The following is a 17,250-nucleotide window of genomic DNA, read 5'->3' on the forward strand; positions in this document are numbered from 1 at the left end:
CTCAGCGGTCAGGCATCCAGTTGCCGTGCAGGCCGAGCGGCACCCTGACGGGCAGGTGGACGCGCGCGACGGGCTCGCCGGTGAAGTCCTGGGCCGAGAGGATCACCAGGTCGCTGGCGTTCCGGAGGGGATTGTGCACGTACGTGAGCAGGTACCCCTCGTCCTCCCCCTGTCCCGTGGCGGCGAACGAGGCCTCCCCGACGGCCTCGTCCTTGCCGAACCTGTGCACCTCGGTCGTCCCCCGTTGCAGGTCATGCTTGACCAGGGCGTTGGTGAAGGCGTCGTCCGACGGCATGCCCTCGGGTGTGAACGGGATCCCGTACAGGGCGGTCGCGGCCGAGTAGCCATATCGGTACGGGCGGGTGGCACGCGCGTCGTTCACCCGCGGGAAGTCCTGCGGCCGGTCGTCGACGCGCCGCTGGTGGACCTTGTCCGGCCCGATCGTCCAGCGGTCCAGCACGGGCCGGATCGCCCCGGGGTCGGCGGGATCGAACGGCCCCTCGGCCGTGACCACGTCGACCACGACCGAGCCGTCGTCGTCGTCGTAGGCGTTGAGCGTGTGGCTGACATGGACCGGGTCGATGTCCAGCCAGCGCACGTCACCCCCGGTCCGCGGCATGACGCCCACGCGCGCCGGGTGCTCGGGCAGCCACCGGCACTCGAACCCGTCGAACCCCAGCGGCGTGTCCCACAGCACCACGTGGTTCCCGGTGAGCGCGAAGTCGTGCATGAACGGCGTCCGCGTCATGGGGATGGCGGTGGCCTGGGCGACGCTTCCCCCGGCGTCGGTCACGATGTACTGGACGAAGTCGCGGCCCGGCATGTACGACAGCGAATGCAGCTCGCCGGTGAGCGGGTCGTGCTTGGAGTGCGCCCCCGCCGTGAACCCCTCCGCGGTCCCTCCCAGGTCGCACACGCCCACGGTGTTCAGCTCCGCGTCCAGCTCGGCGGGCGGCAGGCCGCCCTCCGCCATGGCGAACGTACGCTGGGCGTGCTCGATCACGTGCACCATGGGCGCGAAGCCCGGTATGCGCACAAAGCGGTTGCGGTACCACTCGGCCCGGCCGTCACGCAGCCGCACCCCGTGAACCATGCCCTGACCCATGCCCCAGATGTGCACCACGGGGTCCTCCACACCCAGCGGGTTGGGCCCGTTGCGCAGGTAGCGGCCGTTGAGCTCGGCCGGGATCCGTCCGGTGACCGGGAGATCGTAGGCGGTGATCTCTTCATTGACGGGCGCGAAATGCCCTTCCAAATACCTCATGTGGGAACCGTACGGAGGAGAACGCCTGAGCCTGCGGCCGCGACCGGAAAAGCCCTGCTGTGCACTAGTGCAACAGCGCGAGCCCGTCCGGAAGGGGGCTCTGGCGGCATCGTCTCGGTTGTCCTGTCCGGGCGAACCTTGCCACATCACCGGACAGACCCGTATCCGGTCAGGAAGCGGGGGCGGCGCGTTTGGCGTAGGAGGTGATCGGGGTCGTTTCCATGCGCTCGATGCCGGTCAGGGAGCTGAGGCGGTCGGTGACGTAGGTGTAGAGGGCGTCCGCGTCCCGGCAGACGGCGATGGCCACCAGGTTGTGCGCGCCGGTCGTCGCGCCGACAAAGGCGGTTTCGGGGTCTGCGGTCAGGGACCGGGCGATGGTGGTGAGCCGGGAAGGGGCGACGGTCAGCCAGAGCAGGCATTGGACGGAGAACCCGAGAAGCGCCGGGTCGACCTCGACGTCGAACTGGAGGGCGCGGGAACGGCGCAGCTCTTCCAGGCGGCGGCGGACGGCGGATTCCGACCAGCCGATCTGCTTGGCCAGGGCCGGGTAGGCGGCGCGGCCGTCGATCGCGAGGGCGGGGAGCAGGCGGCGGTCGAGGTCGGTCAGGGGGACCGGGGCGGCGTCGCCGGGGGCTGGTGAGCGCAGTGCGGAGATCTGCTCGGCCGTGAGCGCCGAGGTGCGGCCGAGCCAGCGGCGATCCATCAGGTGGCGCAGCAGCCGGTGCGCGTCCACGTCGCGTATCTGCGGATGGCGCGCCAGCGCCTCCAAGGGGGCCGGGCCTCCATCGGTGACACGGAAGATGCAGGCGATCTCGGTCCCGCTCGACGCCACGGTCACCCAGGCGGTGTCGGGCCGCCGGGCCAGCGCGTGCGCGATGGCGGAGCAGCCGCCGGGCAGGACGCGAAGGCGGACCAGCCATTCGGCATGGCCGGTGCGGCGGCTGTCGGTCACCGCGGCCACCCGCACCGCGTCCGCGGCACGCAGCCGCTCATAGCGACGCGCCACCGTGCGGTCGGAGACGTCGAGGACTTCGGCGACCCTGCTGAACGGGGCGCGTCCATCGAGCTGGAGTGCGTGCAGCAGCTCCAGGTCCAGCGAGTCCAGAGTGACTGAATCCACCTTATAAGGGTACTTTCCTGTCGGATAGCGGCGCCATGGCCGTGTTCCAGCGCCGGGGCGCGGGCGGCCGGGCAGGCTCGGCCCATGGCACGCGACATTCATGGTTTCCACCACACCGGCATCCTGACCCGTGACCTCGACGGCCTGGAGCACAGGTACACCGGGTTCGGCTTCACGCTCAGTCCCCGTTCGCGGCACCTGCTGAGCGTCCGGCCCGGCGAGCCGCCGGTGCCGGGTTGCACGGCCAACCGGTGCGCGCTGTTCGGCGGGTCCTACATCGAGCTGCTCGGCATCGTCGACGCGTCGGCGCCCGATCCCTGGCACACCAAGGCGATGGCCGACCAGTACGAGGGCTTCCGCCTCCTCAACTTCGACACCGACGACGCCGAGGCCGCCGACCGTCTACTGACCGGCGCGGGGCTGCGCACGTCGGGGGTGCTCGGACTGGAACGCGAGGTCGACACCGAGGACGGTCTCCGCACCATGCGAGCCCGCGCCGTCCACGTGAACCCCACCTCGACCCCGGAGGGCCATGTGGGGGTCGCCCAGCACCTGACACGCGAGTACGTCCACCAGCCGCGCTATCTCGATCACCCGAACGGGGCGCGGGGTATCGCCGCCGTGCTCATGGTGGCCGCAGACGATGAGGCCGACGCGATCGTCGACCGCTACGCACGGATACTGCAGGCCCGGCCTGAGCGGGACGGTCCCCGCACCGTTGTGGACATGGGGAACGGGCGGCTGGAGATCGTCCGGGCCTCGGACTCCGAAGGGGTGCTTCCCGGTGAACCCGCGCCGGCCTCCTCGTACCTGGCCGCCATGACCGTGGTGGTCGACGACGTCGACACCGCCCGCGTGATCGTTGAGCGGGGCGGCACCGCGACCCGGACGACCGGCGGAGGTTTCTTCGTGTCCGCGCGCGACGCCTACGGCGCCGCCCTGTTCTTCACCGCCCGATGATCGTCGAGACGGCCGCGGGCAAGGTCCGTGGCATCGCCGGCGGGCGGGTCACCGCATTCCGCGACCTGCTGCCTCAGGAGCTGGGGATCCCATCGCGGCAGGCCACACGGCTGGCCGACATCCCGGCGCGATCCACCGTCTCACCACCTCAAAAGGATGACCATGTTTGGAACCCTTATGCTTGTCCTGGGCCCCTGGCTGGGGTTTCGTCTGCTGGGGGTGCTCGGCGTCGGCCGGTTCACCACCTGGCGGGCCAGCGCCGCAAACGGACTCGCGGTGATGCTGGCGTTCACCGGCGCCGCGCACTTCGCCCCTGCGAGCGTCACGGTGATGCCCAGTCACGCCGACCTGGTGGCCATGGTCCCACCCTTGCTGCCGTTCCCGGACCTTCTGGTCTACGCGACCGGCGTGCTGGAACTGCTCGGCGCCCTGGGACTCGTCGTGGCCTCGACTCGCTCCGCGGCCGGTATCTGCCTGGCCGTGCTCTTCGTGCTGATGTTCCCCGCCAATGTCTACGCCGCCGTCGAGAACGTGCCACTCAACGGTGACCCGGCCACGCCGTTGTGGTTCAGGATCCCCGAGCAAATTCTCTTCATCGGCATCGCGCTCTGGGGAGCCGGGGCCGCGGCTCTCCGCCCGCGCCGCCCCGTGGCCCGCACGCGCCGATCCGCGGAGTCCGGTTCGAGGTGATTTCTGGCGATCAGGATGGCCGCTGAGCATGCTTGATAAAGCGGCTGTCAGAGGATTCGGACAACCGAGATCATCCCCTTAACGTGCTCTTACACGCCCTGGGGCATCGTTGCAGTCACCGGGAGGACCGGTCGCCGCTCGGCAACCCACGGGCGGACGCATGAGTTGGGGGAAGACATGGAACCGGACAAGAATGAGCAGGACATCACCCCGGCTGAGACGACCTCCGGGAACGACGGGTGGAGCCAGTTCGGCAAGGTGCCGCCGCGGGCGGGCGGATACCCCGCGGACAGGGACACCGGGCCGCAGCCGACGCTGATCCACCCGGTGCAGGGACCGCTCGCGGCCGAGGCGCCCACGGTGCCCGCCCAGCGGACCTCGCTCACCATCGGGCAGAAGGTGGGCGCGGGTCTCGCGCTGGCCGCGATGGCCGTCGGCGGTGGAGTGGCGGGGGCCTTCGCCGTGACCTCCTTCGGCGGCACCACCGCGATCGGCTCCTCCACCAGCCCGATCGTCAGCCCGGTGAGCAACGTGACCACGGTCGCCGACGTCGCCAAGGCCGTCCAGCCGGCGGTGGTGTCCATCCAGGTCAAGACCGGCAACGGCGGCGGCGAGGGGTCCGGCGTGGTGCTGTCGGCCGATGGCCTGATCCTGACCAACAACCACGTGGTGGAGGCCGGGGGAGCCGGCCAGGGCGCCCAGGTGACCGTCAAGTTCAGCGACGGCAGGTCCGCCACCGCGAAGGTCGTCGGCACCGACCCCGTCACCGACCTCGCGGTCATCAGGGCGAACGACGTCTCCGGCCTCACCGCGGCCTCGATCGGCGACAGCGACCGGCTCAAGGTGGGCGACTCCGTGCTGGCCATCGGCAGCCCGCTCGGCCTGTCCGGCTCGGTCACCGCCGGGATCGTCAGCGCGCTGAACCGCACGCTGACCGTCGGCGGCCAGCAGCAGCAACAGCTCCCGCCCGGCTGGGGCAACGGCATGCAGCAGCAGGGCGGCAGCGCGCCCACCGCCATCGGCGGCGCGATCCAGACCGATGCGGCGATCAACCCCGGCAATTCCGGCGGCGCGCTGGTCAACGCGTCCGGGCAGCTGGTCGGCATCAACACCGCCATCGCCACCAACGGCGGAGACGGCAACATCGGCGTCGGCTTCGCCATCCCGATCAACACCGCCAAGCAGGTCGCCCAGCAGCTCATCGACAAGGGCAAGGTCACCCATGCCTTCATGGGCGTGAGCTTCGCCCCCGTCACCGGCGACGCGGGCGGCGCCATGGTCGCCCAGGTGACCGACGGCAGCCCCGCCGCCCAGGCAGGGATCAAGCAGGGCGACCTGATCACCAAGATCAATGACACCGTGGTCGAGGACAGCACCACCGTCGTCGGCGCGGTCCGCGGCTTCAAGCCGGGGCAGAAGGTGACCGTGACCTACGTCCGCGACGGCCAGACCCAGACCGCCGCGGTGACCCTCGCCGAGAAGACCGGCGAGTAGCCTCCACAGACGGATGTGCCGCCGGGGTCGCTGCGGACCCGGCGGCACATCCATTCCCGCCGGCAGGACCTTCGACAACCGGTCCAGGTCCTCTTGAATCTGATCGGTCATCAGCCGGCACGTCGACGCGCTGACCTTGACGTTGCCGCAGGCCGGGCCGGGCATGCTGAGGTGCGTCCTTCAGGGAGCGCCGTGGGGCCGCGCAGAGCGTGACCGGCCCGCCTTTCTCCAGGTCGCCCGGACAGGACACGTTCACCGACCGGATCGCATGTGCGGCTGTCCCCCGTGCGAGCTACCCGCGAATGTCCACCGTGCGGGGACGATTCCGGACCGCCGGATCCCTAGTGTTTCTCGGCGTAGCGACGGCGCCCCGTCGCGGAGTCCCCCCACGTGAGGAAGTCGTCATGCGGTTGTTGAAACAACTCGTGCCCGTCGCGCTGGTTGCCTTCGCCGGCGGCGCGATCGTGGGCGCGGTGCAGGGGAATTCGTTCTTCACCCTGCTCCTCGGCCTCGCGACGGCCGTGCTCGCCGTACTCGTGTACGCCCGCGTGGTCCGGTGGTCCGAGCGCCGCGAACCGGTGGAGGTGGCAAGGCAGGGCGCCACCCGCGCCCTCACCCGGGGAACCCTGATCGGGGTCGCGCTGTTCGCGGCCGTCATCGTGAACATCGCCCTCGTGGGCGGCTACCGGATCGACGGCCTGGGCTCACTGACCGGCGCGATCGGGCTGATCGGCTTCATGGCCGCCGCCGCCGTACGCCCGCTACGCTCGCCCGATGATCGACCTACGGCGGGTCACGGACCTGTGGCGGCGGTGTGATGTCGTGGTCCGGGACCTGCCGTTCGGGCTGCTGCTGGCCGTCGCATCGCTCCTGCCGGCGCTCCACGGCAAGGGGACGCAGGTCGGCGACCTGCCGACCCGCCCCTTCGACGCGCTGGCGTTCGTGGTGATCGCCCTGGAGTGCCTTCCGCTCGCCGTGCGCCGGCGGTGGCCGGCCGTGTGTCTGGCTCTGGTGTCGCTCGGCTTCGCCCTCGACCAGTTCCGCGCCTACCACGTGTTCGCGAGCAACGCGATGCCCATCGCGCTCATCAGCGCGGGCGCCCACCTGGAGCGTCACCGGCGCGTCACCGTGGTCCTCCTCTCCATGGCGTACGTGCCGCTGGCGCTCGCGCTCGGCCGGCTCGGCGCGACCGAGCGGGTGGAAGGTTACGTGGTGTTCTACCTGGCCCTGGCCCTCGCGTGGGGCATCGGGGCCTGGCTGCGCTCCACCCGCGCCGCCGAGGCCGAACGCCGCCGCCATGTCGCCGAGGCCACCCGCGCCGCCGAACGCACCCGGATCGCCCGCGAGCTCCACGACGTCGTGACGCACCACGTGACGGCGATGGTCGTGCAGGCCGAGACCGCGCTGACCTCGCGCGAGCTGGAGGTGCTGCGCCTCATCGCCGACGGCCTGTCCAACAGCGAGATCGCCGCCACCCTGGTGATCAGCCAGGAGACCGTCAAGACGTACGTGTCGCGCATCCTCACCAAGCTCGACCTGCGTGACCGCGTGCAGGCGGTGGTCTACGCCTACCGCAGGGGCCTGGTGACCTGAGACACACCGCCCGGCCGCTTCGCCGTCGATGCGCATGCCGACGCCCGCGGCGCCGCCATCCGCCGGCAGTTCCTTGGGATGCCCGCTCCCGTCACCGCCGATGCCCTCGGCCACCACGACAGAACCACCGCCGGACTCATCGGCGAGGGCGGAGCATGGACCCACTACGCCTCCGGAGAGCACGGACGGTGACCGTTGAACGTGACGTTGTCGACCCGTCGTGACAGTTGACTGGGCGATCTCACCAGTACCGAGGTCGTTGCCGGTCTGTGATTCGGGCATACTGCACCCCAATCGTCACACAGGAGACACCACCGCATGAATACGTCACCATCGCCGCTTGTAGCGGAGCGGACTGACGGATCATCCGTCCGGATCGGCGCTCTCGTCCCGCTCACTCGGCCCGGCTGGATCCAGGCAGGCCGACACTTGCTCGCCGGACTCGAGCTGGCCGTCCGCGACGTCAATGACGTCGGCGGGATCGCCGGAAGACCGCTCGAGCTGGTGGTCCGAGACACCGCGGCCGATCCACAGAGGGCCGCGGCGGCCGTAGACGAATTGGCCCGCCTGGGCGTGGCCGCCTTGGCGGGGGAGTATCACAGCGTCGTCGCTCGCGCCGCTGCCGCCAGGGCCGACGCCCTCGGCCTGCCATTCCTCTGCTCGTCCGCGGTTCTCGACGCGCTCACCGAACAGCCAACGGAATGGGTCGCGCGCCTGGCCCCGGCGCAGTCCCACGGCTGGCAGATCTACGCGGACTTCCTCCTCAGCGCGGGCCACAGCCGAATCGCCGTAGCAGTCCAGCCGAGTGTCTACTGGGCGGCTGGGGTCCGCATTCTGCGGGACTGCCTGGCTCCGCGCGGCGGCACCGTCATCGAACTCGACATGCGCGCGCTCGACCCCATGGCCGTGTGCGACGAACTCGTCGACAATCGCGCGAGTGCCCTCCTTCTTCTGGTCGGCCACCCGGAGCCGGCAGTATCGATCGTCAAGTCTGTCCGCCGCGACCGGCGCCTCGCCGAGATCATGATCGGTGCTCCGGCCGGGCAACCGGAGTTCGCCGAATGGGCGACGTCGCTGGGCGACGACAGTGCCGCGATCCCGTTCTTGCGCTACCTGCCCGAGCGCCTCACCCCGCTCGGTGTACGAGTCGAGACGGCCCTCCGCGAGCGGCTGGGCGCAGCGCCCTCCTTCGTCGCCTTCGAGGGCTACGACACAGTCGCCGTCCTCGCCGATGTGCTGCGTTCTCACGGCGCGGACCGGGCATGCACTACCGAAACCTGGCCTCGCGTCGCGGTCGAAGGCACCCGCGGGCAGATCCGGTTCTCCCGCACGCCAGGCATCAGCGTTTGGCAATGGGCTTGGCCCCCCGTCCAAGTCGTTGATCGAGATCCGGCGGAACCCGATCGCTTTCGCATCCTTCACGCCGGCTGAGAGCACGGGCAGTCACCGTCGAGGTCCACGTCGCCGAGAACTCGCGACTCCCAGGCCGAGCCGTTCAGCTGATCGACCTGAACGTCAAGGGTGTCATGTGCACCATCGAGGCGTCCGTGCGTGATCTGGAGTCCGCGGCTGCGGCCGGCGGGTCCGCCGGCCTGATCGTCACCTCGTCGATCGCGGCCACCCTCAGGTGAGGTCGCCGTGGAGAGGGCCGGTGGCCGGACTCCGCCGGCGCGCGCGGAAACGGCGGAAGCCGAGGAGGAGGATCACCGCGGCGACCAGGGCCACCAGTACGGCGAGCGCGAGGGTCAGCGTCAGGGGGGAGGACAGCGAGGCCGCCGGGCCCCAGGTCCCGGGCTTGGCGGGGAAGGTCAGCGTGCCGGTCGCCGTGTGGCTGACACGGCCGCTGCGGAGGGTGAGGCGGAACGTCCACGGCCCGTCGGGAAGGTCCCTGCCCAGCAGCACGGTGATGTCTCCGCGGCCGCCGGGCGCCAGGGTCGTGTCGCGGTTGGTCGGGAAGGGGCCGGCGCTCAGGGAGCTGGGTCCCTCCGACAGGGACAGCCGCCCGTCGAGGTCGATGGCGCGCTTGCCGGTGTTGGAGACGGTCGCCACGATCTTCGGCTGTCCGTCGTCGGTCCGCTGGGGGACTATCTCGCCGATCTCGAAGTCCGACGGCGGCTCCCCGCCCGGGCCGACGTCGAGGTAGGTGCGGATCCCGACGCGGTTGACGAGTGCGATGTTCCCCTTCGGGCCCGGTGCGGCCGAGGCGACCTCCGCCCAGATGACGGCGTACCGCTCCGCCGCGGTCGCCCACCCCGGCACCGTGATGGTGGCCTTGATCGGCGCCCTGCCCCGGGCGGGCAGGTCGGCGGCGGAGCGGTTGAGCGTGATCCACGAGCTCAGCTCGTTGGGGGTCTGGGCCGGCGCGAAGGTGAAGCGGGAGCCCTTGATGCCGGCGGCGGCGGCGTACAGCCGCACGTGCTGGGGCTTGGGCGAGGTGCTGTAGACCTCGAAGCGCCGGGTGAAGGTGGTGCCGGGGTTGACGTGGTCGACGATGAAGGAGTGTGATCGCGGATCGTCCACCCGGTTGGCGGGGATCTCCAGCAGCCTGACGCCGACGACGGGCTCGCCGTCCGGGCGTGACTGCCTCCGGCCGGTGTCCGCGGCCGACGGAGCACCGATCATCGTATGCAGCAGAAGCGCTACCAGCGTCGCCGGGACGGACCGGCGCGACAGTGGGCTAGGCAACGGAGTGGTTCACCGTGCCGGTGTAGACGCCGGCCACCGCCTGGTCGGGAACGTTGATCAGGATGGTCGGATTCCAGGTGGCGGAGTTGTTGCCCGAGCCGGTCGTCTTGCTGAAGGCGGTCCGCGACACGTTCAGCGTCTGCGCGGCCGCCGCGTTGGCCTGGCCGGGCACGAAGGTGCCGGTGCCGGTGGTGGCGGTGGCGGGGCCGGACCAGTAGAGGGCGTCGTCGGTGGGGACGGTCTCGGGAGTGGTGCCGGCGCCCGTGGTGAAGCCCCCCGTCGCCGCGATCACCGTCGCCGTCCACGTCGCGGTGAGCGCGGCGCGCTGGTCGGAGACCGTGACCGGGCCGAGCTGCCCGCTGATCTGGGTGCCCGGCGCGCCGCTGCCGAGGTTGACCGGACCGTCGGGAACGGTGATCGTCAGCCCGCCGGGGGCGGTCACGGTGAAGGTCACCGTGGTGGGGCAGGTGGTCGAGGCGGGGCAGGTGCCGGCCTGCGCGGGCAGGGCCACCACCACCATGGCCGCCACCAGGGCGGCGGCGCCTGTCAATGAGATGCCCAGACGGCTTTCGGACACTGCTGTCTCCTTCGTCGAACGCTCGCCCTGCCTGGGCCGTTCCTGCGTGATCACATCCTGCTCCGTGGCCGGATCTCGGAAACCGTCCCAGAAGGGCACCTGGCAACTTTTGGTGATCATATGGTGACTGTTGGTAATCATGGGGCTGGTGGTCCGTCTCCGCGCCGGGTCCGGGGGCTCCCGGCCGGAGCGGACGACGTAGCCGTTCGCCCCGGAACGGGCGTTTCCACCGCTGCCTTTGCGGCGGATTTGCCGTCCACGGACGACGGTGGAAAACGCGGCCCGAACGGAGTGATCTAGGCTGCGATCGGTTTTTCCGAACGCCACCGAACAGATGCTCCACGCGCATCGCCCACGAGACACGTGTGAGGAATCGCAATGAGCAAGAGCCGTGCGGGCCACGCCGCCGCGCGAACGTCACTGTCGCCGGCGGCGTCGATCGCGTTGCTGCTCACCCTCGGCGCCCCGGCGGTCTCGGCCTCCGGCGCCCCGGTGGCCATGGACACCGGGGCCGCGGCGATGGCGACGGTCGCCTGGCGCGCCGACCCGCTGGAGATCACCGTTCCCGCCTCGGCGAGTCTGGGCAGCGGCGTCGTGGGCAGCACGCTCAGCGCCTCCCTGGGCACGGTGACCGTGGTCGACTCCCGCGGAGGGGTCCCCCCCTGGACGGCGACCGTGGCGGCCACCGATTTCACCACCGGCGCCGGATCACCCGCGCAGACGATCGCCAAAGCCAACGTCGCCTACTGGTCCGGCCCGAGCACAGCCTCGTCGGGTGGCGGCAGCCGCACCGCCGGGCAGAGCACCGCGGCCCAGATGGTCTCCCTGTCGGCGCCGGCGATCGCGTTCAGGGGACGCAAGCAGGCGGGCGTCCCCTCCTCCACGAGCTGGGAGCCGACGCTCGTCGTCACCATCCCGCCCCTCGCCGCCGCAGGCCTCTACACCGGCGTCATCACGCACTCGGTCGCCTGAGCGGCGGCCTCTCCGGCCGGCGTGCGACGGTGGCGCCGGCCGATCGGGGCGTTCCGCGAGGGCGCCGGCCGATCGGGGCGTTCCACGCGGGCGCCCCGGACCCGCGCCTTCCGGGAACGTGGCGGAGCCGAGGCCACCCGCCCAGGGCCCGGCGCGTTCCAGGGCGGCTCCGGCCGATGAGTTGACGTTTCCATGACCAGCCACGCACGCGGATGATCGAGGGCCGTCGGCGACCACGGGAGATATTGGGACCGCCGGGGCCGGACAGAGGACGGACAGCATCGTCCGGATCGGGCCTCAAGGGTGTCTGCGCCGATGCTCGCAGATTCCCGCCGGCGGCGGCCCGATGCCGCGGACCTCGATCGCCCGATTGCGCTCAGCGGCCGGCTCGCGTTCCTTTTTTTGTCTTTTTCCTGGAAGGGATGTCATGCGTCACCGTTCTCGATGCCTGGGGTATCCGCTCGTGGTCATGGCTCTGATCCTGGCGGCAAGCGCTCCTCTGCCGGTGTCCGCCTCTGCCGCTCCGCCGCCTCGCCCTCCTTCCCCTGTGCGCCCATGGGTGAAGCTCTGCTCCAAGCTCAAGCTGATGCCGCAGCACCGGCGCATCCGCTGTCACTTCCCGCCCGCGCCCCGGCTCGCCGCGGCTGCGGCGGCCAGGCGCATGGCGGAGAGCCGGAGAATACCGACGATCAGTGAACTGTCCATCCCGACCGTCCCGTCGACTCCCATCGGGATCACCGCCGGGCCGGACGGCGCGATGTGGTTCACCGAGAACTTCGCCAACAAGATCGGGCGCGTCACCACCACCGGCCTGTTCACCGAGTACACCATCCCCACCACCGCTTCCGAGCCGGCGCACATCACCACCGGGCCGGACGGAGCCCTGTGGTTCACCGAGGCGGTCGGCAACAAGATCGGGCGGATCACCACCTCCGGGACGATCACCGAGTACACCATCCCCACCGCGGACTCCTACCCCTGGGGCATCGCCCCCGGGCCGGACGGCAACCTGTGGTTCGTCGAGACGGTGGGCAACAAGATCGGGCGGATCACCACCTCCGGGACGATCACCGAATACGCCCTGCCGACCAGCGACGTCTACGCCATGCGCATCACCCCCGGCCCGGACGGAGCCCTGTGGTTCACCCAGCCGCTGGGGAACAGCATCGGGCGGATCACCACCAGCGGGACGATCACCGAGTTCACCGTCCCGTCCTCCGGCGCGATGCCCATCGGGATCACCACGGGCCCGGACGGCAAGCTGTGGTACACCGACGCCAACGGAAAGGTCAGCTCCGTCACCACCACGGGCACTTTCACCGAATACTCGCTCACCGACCCCGACAGCTTTCCCTGGGGCATCACCGTCGGGTCGGACAACAACCTGTGGTTCGTCGAGCAGAGCGCCAACAACGTCGCCAGCGCCTCCACCTCCGGGATCATCAACGAGTACGCGATGCCGACCGTCGTCTCCGGGCCGTTCGACATCGCGGCCGGCCCCGACGACAACCTCTGGATCACCGAGGACTACGTCGACCAGATCGCGGTCGTGACCCCCTGACCAGGCCGGCCGGCAGCCGTCCCGGGAGATCCGGGCCGCGGCTGCCGGCCGTCCCGCGCCCCGCCGGGCGCCCGCCTTCCGGCGGTCACCGTCCCGCTTCCCGGCGGTCACCGTCCCGCGGTCAGCGCCTCCGACCGCCACAGGTCGCGGTAGTACCCCGGGGTGTCCACCAGTTCCCCGTGGGTGCCCCGCTGGACCACCGAGCCGTTCTCCAGCACGACGATCTCGTCCACCCGCTCCAGCCCGCGGAGGCGGTGGGTGACCAGCAACGTCGTGTGACCGTGGGTGGCGTCCAGCAGATCGGCCATGAGCGCGTCCGCCGTCTCCTCGTCCAGCGCCTCGGCGGGCTCGTCCAGCAGCAGCACCGGCGGGTCGTTCAGCAGCGCCCGTGCCAGCGCCAGGCGCTGCAACTGCCCTCCGGACACGGTCCGCCCGTCCTCGCCGAGGACGGTGTCCCACCCGGTCCGCTCCACCCACCGCTCCAGGCGGGCCCGCCGTACGGCCTCGGCCAGCGCGTCCTCGCCGGCCTCCGGGCCGGCCAGCCGCAGGTTGTCCCTCAGCGATGCCTGGAACACGTACGGATCCTGGGTCAGCCCCGTCATCACCCGCCGGGCGTCGTCCGCCGACAGCCGCCCGATCTCCACCCCGCTCAGCCGGATCGTGCCGGACTCGGGTTCCACCAGGCGCATCAGGGCCGACAGCAGGGTGCTCTTGCCGGCCCCGCTGGGGCCGACCAGGGCGACGCGCCTGCCGGGGGTGAGGGTGAGGCTGACGCCGTTGAGGGCGGGGGCGCGGTCGGCGCTGTGCCGGACGACCAGGTCGTCGATCTCGACGGTCGGCGGGCCGTCGGGGACGGGGACGGGAGCCGTGGGGTCGGTCACGGCGGGCGGGGTCGCGCGGACCTCCCTGAGGCGGCGCAGGGCGGCGAGCACCCCGGTCAGCCGCTCGCCGGCCGCGGCCATCGGCAGCACCGGCTCGAACGACACCAGCGAGGTCAGCGCGAGCACCGCCGTGGCGACCGAGCCCGCACCGGAGTTCTGCGCGACCAGGACGATCGCCAGCACGGTCAGCCCCTGGGCGAGCATCCCCAGCCCCGTGGCCACCGCGTTCCCCCGGGCCTGCCGGCGCTCCAGCGCGGCCAGCCGGGCGTCGGCCTCGGCGCAGGCCGCGAGCGCCCGGTCGCCGGCCCCGTAGGCGGCCAGGTCGGCGGAGCCGTGCACCAGGTCGGCGACCCGGGCGGCCAGGTCGGCCCGCGCGGGGGCGATCCGCGCCGACCAGCGCCGGGCGGCGGCGGCCGTGCCGGCCGGGATCAGCACTCCGGCCACGGCCAGCCCGGCCAGCAGCACCAGCGCCGCCGCCGGGAGCAGGAACAGCGCGATCACGACGGTGGTCACCGCGGTGACCAGCGCCGCCACCGCCGGCAGCAGGCAGCGCACCAGCAGGTCCTGGGCCGCGTCGGTGTCGTCGACCATCCGGCTGAGCAGGTCGGCCCCCCGGTGGTTCAGCGGCCCGGCCGGGATGAGCGCCTGGTACAGCCGCTCCCGGGTCGTCGCCTGCGCCCGCAGCGCGACGTCGTGCCCGGCCAGGCGCTCGCCGTACCGGAAGACGCCCTTGCTCGTCGCGAACGCCCGGACCCCGACGATCGCCACGCTCAGCGCCGCCAGCGGCGGCTGCTCGGCGGCCCTGGTGATCAGCCATGCCGCCGACCCGATCAGCCCGAGCCCGGCCAGCTCGGCCGCGGCCCCCGCCGCGGCGGCCAGGGCCATCCGCCCACCTGCCCGGTTCACCGCGATCCTCCGTTCTTCTCCGCCGAAACGGCGCTGGCGGCGCTGACGGCACTGGCGGCCAGATCGTCTCCGGGGCGGGACGTCCGGCCGGACCCCGGGACGGCCGGACGGTCGGACACCACGCGGCCGTCGGCGATCCGGATCACCCGGTCGGCCAGGTCGATCATCGCGGGCCGGTGGGCCACGATCACGGAGGTGCGGCCCTCGGCGAGGTCGCGGGTGGCGGTCACCACCGCACCCTCGCTGCGGCCGTCGAGCCGCGCGGTCGGCTCGTCGAGCAGCAGGACGTCCGCCGACGGCCGGCAGAACGCGCGGGCGAGCGCGACCCGCTGCCGCTGCCCGGCCGACAGGTTCGCGCCGCGCTCGCCGAGCACCGTCTCGTATCCCTCGGGCAGCGCCGCCACGAACTCCTCGGCGTACGCCGCCTCCGCCGCCGTCCGGACCTGGTCGACCGTCGCACCGGGGGAGCCGAGCCTGATGTTGTCGGCCACCGAGGCGGCGAACAGGTGGGGCCGTTGCGGCACGAACGCCAGCCGCCCGCGCCAGGCGTCGAGGTCGGTGAGCTCGACGCCGTCGATCAGGACCCGGCCGGCCGCGGGGGTGACGAAGCCGAGGAGCAGGTGGAGCAGGGTGCTCTTGCCCGCGCCGCTCTCGCCGACCAGCGCGACCCGCTCACCGGGCGCGATCACCAGCGAGACGTCCTCCAGCGCGGCCTCCTCGCGGTCCGGGTAGCGCACGGTGACGTTCTCCAGCCGGATCTCCGGCGCCGTGCGCCCGCCCGCGCCGGCACCGGACGCCCGCTCACCCCGCGCCGGACGCTCGGCCTGCCCGTCCAGTACGGCGAAGGCCTGGTCGGCGGCGGCGACCCCCTCCATCGCCGCGTGGAACTTGTTACCCATGTTGCGCAGCGGCAGGTAGGCCTCGGGGGCGAGCAGCAGCACCAGCAGTGCGATCGACAGATCCAGCGAACCGGACAGCAGCCGCAGCCCCACCGGCACGGCGACCAGCGCCAGTGACAGCGAGGCGGCCAGCTCCAGCACCAGCGACGACAGGAAGGCCACCCGCAGCGTGCGCATCGTCGCGTCGCGGTGGGCGTCGGCGACCCGCTGGATCACCCCGGCCTGGAACCGGGCACGGCCGAAGGCACGCAGCGTCGGCAGGCCCCGGACCACGTCCAGGAAGTGGCCGCCGAGACGGGACAGGGCCTGCCACTGCCGTTCGGTGACGGCCTTGGTGTGCATGCCGACCAGCGCGCCGAAGATCGGGATGAGCGGGAGCGTGACCAGCACGATCACCGCGCTGGCCAGGTCGGCGGTGAACAGCCGGACGAGCACGGCGATCGGCACGACACCCGCCACCGCGGCCGCCGGGAGATAGCCCGACAGGTAGGGGTCGAGGGCGTCCAGACCCCGGCCGGTCAGCGTCACCAGCTCGCCGGAGCGGTGGGAGGTCAGCCGGGCCGGGCCCAGCTCCTGGAGCCGCGACAGCAGCCGGCGGCGGAGCGCCGACTTCACGCCGGTGCTCGTGCGACCGGCGGCGACGCCCTGCGCCAGGCTCAGCGTCGCCCGGACGCCGACGACCAGCGCCAGGAAGACCAGGGCCGAGGCCGCGAACCTCCCGGACAGCACGCCGGCCAGTAGCTCCGCCTGGACCAGGACGAGCAGTCCGGTGACGACCGCGGCGGCCAGGCAGAGAGCCAGGTGGCGGCGGACGGCCCGCTCGCTCAGGGCAAGCCGTAGGAGATCCTTGTGCATGCGAACCTTTGAAAAGCCTCAGAAGAACGACGGGACCCTGTCGGCCGCACGCCGGGGACCGAACGTGCGCCACACCCATACTTGCGCGCCCAGCATGAGCGGCGCGAACGGCAGAATCATGACACTCAACACATTCAGCGTTCCGGAGGGTGCGATGTGTTCCAGCAGCCATGGAGCGAGTGCGGCGAGCAGCACGGCGACGGGCAGTGCGGCGACGCCCGCCGAGGCCAGCAGCGCCCCGCCGGCCCGGCTCGCGCCGGTCACCTGACCGGGCAGCCGCCAGGAGAGGAAGGTCCAGCCGTGGAAGGCGAACGCCGCGGCGACCACCAGCCCTCCGCCCAGGCCGGGCAGGCCGATCGGCGACCCGGACAGGCCGCCGGCCATCGCGACCAGCGCCATGCCCCAGCTCAGCGCCAGGCCGTACGAGCCGAGGCAGATCATCCAGTCCCAGCCCGCCCGCCAGGCGTGGCCGTCGAGGCGGCGGCGGAACCACAGGCCGGCGTCGCGCAGGATCCACGAGACGAGCAGGGTCACCACCAGCGGGTAGAGACCGGACAGCACCTCTCCCTCGATCGAGGGGAAGACGCCGAACAGCACACCCGCCACGGCCACCAGCCAGACCTCGTTGGCCAGGACGAAGGGCGCCATGGCGGCGACGACGCGGTCGCGGTCCGGCTGGGTCCCGCCCAGCGCGGGCAGCAGCATGCCCACGCCGATGCCCGAGCCCTCCAGGGCGAAATAGCCGATCAGCAGCAGGGCGAACACGCCCGTCCAGAGGATGTCCACGGGCTTC

Annotated in this window: 15 protein-coding genes; 8 read left to right on the forward strand and 7 right to left on the reverse strand. The window is 71.8% G+C overall.

The genetic code is table 11. The features are described from left to right. Position 1 precedes the first annotated feature (1 nt). Both BM085_RS32985 and BM085_RS32990 read right to left on the reverse strand, forming a co-directional pair. Positions 2-1,264, reverse strand: coding sequence for a carotenoid oxygenase family protein (locus BM085_RS32985; RefSeq protein WP_093890728.1), 1,263 nt, complete (start codon positions 1,262-1,264; stop codon positions 2-4). A gap of 169 nt (positions 1,265-1,433) precedes the next feature. Continuing rightward, on the reverse strand, positions 1,434-2,384 hold the full coding sequence (locus BM085_RS32990; protein WP_093890729.1) for an Lrp/AsnC family transcriptional regulator: 951 nt from the start codon (positions 2,382-2,384) through the stop codon (positions 1,434-1,436). Between the two features lie 84 nt (positions 2,385-2,468). On the opposite strand from BM085_RS32990, the gene BM085_RS32995 reads away from it, so the two are divergent. The 6 genes from BM085_RS32995 (at position 2,469) to BM085_RS33020 (ending at position 8,552) form a co-directional block, all read left to right on the forward strand. Next, positions 2,469-3,344: a VOC family protein gene (locus BM085_RS32995; RefSeq protein ID WP_093890730.1), complete on the forward strand. Its 876-nt coding sequence runs from the start codon at positions 2,469-2,471 to the stop codon at positions 3,342-3,344. Between the two features lie 162 nt (positions 3,345-3,506). Beyond that, positions 3,507-4,034 (forward strand): DoxX family protein, encoded by a 528-nt coding sequence (locus BM085_RS33000; RefSeq protein ID WP_093890731.1) that lies wholly within the window; start codon positions 3,507-3,509, stop codon positions 4,032-4,034. Between the two features lie 177 nt (positions 4,035-4,211). Next, the gene (locus tag BM085_RS33005) at positions 4,212-5,528 is read left to right on the forward strand and encodes a S1C family serine protease (RefSeq protein WP_093890732.1); all 1,317 of its coding nucleotides are present in this window, start codon (positions 4,212-4,214) and stop codon (positions 5,526-5,528) included. A gap of 404 nt (positions 5,529-5,932) precedes the next feature. Further along, positions 5,933-6,346 carry a hypothetical protein gene (locus BM085_RS33010; protein WP_177245393.1) on the forward strand — a complete coding sequence of 138 codons (414 nt, stop codon included), beginning with the start codon at positions 5,933-5,935 and terminating at the stop codon, positions 6,344-6,346. Then, entirely contained in the window at positions 6,303-7,121 is an 819-nt protein-coding gene (locus BM085_RS33015; protein ID WP_177245394.1) for a helix-turn-helix transcriptional regulator, read from the forward strand. The genes BM085_RS33010 and BM085_RS33015 overlap by 44 nt, the downstream gene beginning before the upstream one ends. 318 nt (positions 7,122-7,439) lie before the next feature. Further along, positions 7,440-8,552 carry an ABC transporter substrate-binding protein gene (locus BM085_RS33020; protein WP_093890733.1) on the forward strand — a complete coding sequence of 371 codons (1,113 nt, stop codon included), beginning with the start codon at positions 7,440-7,442 and terminating at the stop codon, positions 8,550-8,552. A gap of 192 nt (positions 8,553-8,744) precedes the next feature. Here BM085_RS33020 and BM085_RS33025 read toward each other — a convergent pair whose 3' ends face one another. Both BM085_RS33025 and BM085_RS33030 read right to left on the reverse strand, forming a co-directional pair. After that, complete coding sequence (locus tag BM085_RS33025) at positions 8,745-9,743, reverse strand: hypothetical protein (protein WP_093890734.1); 999 nt, start codon at positions 9,741-9,743, stop codon at positions 8,745-8,747. Positions 9,744-9,798: 55 nt separating this feature from the next. After that, positions 9,799-10,383, reverse strand: a complete 585-nt coding sequence (locus tag BM085_RS33030) for a hypothetical protein (RefSeq protein ID WP_093890770.1) — start codon at positions 10,381-10,383, stop codon at positions 9,799-9,801. A gap of 378 nt (positions 10,384-10,761) precedes the next feature. Here BM085_RS33030 and BM085_RS33035 point away from each other — a divergent pair, with 378 nt between their 5' ends. Together BM085_RS33035 and BM085_RS33040 are read left to right on the forward strand one after the other, a co-directional pair. Continuing rightward, positions 10,762-11,355: a hypothetical protein gene (locus BM085_RS33035; protein WP_093890735.1), complete on the forward strand. Its 594-nt coding sequence runs from the start codon at positions 10,762-10,764 to the stop codon at positions 11,353-11,355. Positions 11,356-11,902: 547 nt separating this feature from the next. Further along, positions 11,903-12,916 (forward strand): Vgb family protein, encoded by a 1,014-nt coding sequence (locus BM085_RS33040; RefSeq protein WP_143121168.1) that lies wholly within the window; start codon positions 11,903-11,905, stop codon positions 12,914-12,916. Positions 12,917-13,023: 107 nt separating this feature from the next. Here the strand turns inward: BM085_RS33040 and cydC are convergent, their stop codons facing one another. Genes cydC through BM085_RS33055 form a run of 3 tightly spaced genes read right to left on the reverse strand, consistent with a single transcriptional unit; the run spans position 13,024 to position 17,243 of the window. Beyond that, entirely contained in the window at positions 13,024-14,703 is a 1,680-nt protein-coding gene (cydC, locus tag BM085_RS33045) for a thiol reductant ABC exporter subunit CydC (protein ID WP_093890737.1), read from the reverse strand. Continuing rightward, a complete protein-coding gene (gene cydD, locus BM085_RS33050; RefSeq protein ID WP_093890738.1) occupies positions 14,700-16,457 on the reverse strand; it encodes a thiol reductant ABC exporter subunit CydD in 1,758 nt (585 codons plus the stop codon). The genes cydC and cydD overlap by 4 nt, the downstream gene beginning before the upstream one ends. Positions 16,458-16,475: 18 nt before the next feature. Then, on the reverse strand, positions 16,476-17,243 hold the full coding sequence (locus BM085_RS33055) for a cytochrome d ubiquinol oxidase subunit II (protein ID WP_093890739.1): 768 nt from the start codon (positions 17,241-17,243) through the stop codon (positions 16,476-16,478). Positions 17,244-17,250: the final 7 nt, after the last annotated feature.

The sequence above is a fragment of the Streptosporangium canum genome (assembly GCF_900113865.1).
Classification (GTDB): Bacteria; Actinomycetota; Actinomycetes; order Streptosporangiales; family Streptosporangiaceae; genus Streptosporangium; species Streptosporangium canum.

Excerpts from the sequence above, each read along its gene's own strand:
- BM085_RS32985 (WP_093890728.1), bottom strand. The coding sequence starts at position 1,264 with ATGAGGTATTTGGAAGGGCATTTCGCGCCCGTCAATGAAGAGATCACC.
- BM085_RS32995 (WP_093890730.1), top strand. The coding sequence starts at position 2,469 with ATGGCACGCGACATTCATGGTTTCCACCACACCGGCATCCTGACCCGT.
- BM085_RS33000 (WP_093890731.1), top strand. The coding sequence starts at position 3,507 with ATGTTTGGAACCCTTATGCTTGTCCTGGGCCCCTGGCTGGGGTTTCGT.
- BM085_RS33005 (WP_093890732.1), top strand. The coding sequence starts at position 4,212 with ATGGAACCGGACAAGAATGAGCAGGACATCACCCCGGCTGAGACGACC.
- BM085_RS33010 (WP_177245393.1), top strand. The coding sequence starts at position 5,933 with ATGCGGTTGTTGAAACAACTCGTGCCCGTCGCGCTGGTTGCCTTCGCC.
- BM085_RS33015 (WP_177245394.1), top strand. The coding sequence starts at position 6,303 with ATGATCGACCTACGGCGGGTCACGGACCTGTGGCGGCGGTGTGATGTC.
- BM085_RS33020 (WP_093890733.1), top strand. The coding sequence starts at position 7,440 with ATGAATACGTCACCATCGCCGCTTGTAGCGGAGCGGACTGACGGATCA.
- BM085_RS33025 (WP_093890734.1), bottom strand. The coding sequence starts at position 9,743 with ATGATCGGTGCTCCGTCGGCCGCGGACACCGGCCGGAGGCAGTCACGC.
- BM085_RS33035 (WP_093890735.1), top strand. The coding sequence starts at position 10,762 with ATGAGCAAGAGCCGTGCGGGCCACGCCGCCGCGCGAACGTCACTGTCG.
- cydD (WP_093890738.1), bottom strand. The coding sequence starts at position 16,457 with ATGCACAAGGATCTCCTACGGCTTGCCCTGAGCGAGCGGGCCGTCCGC.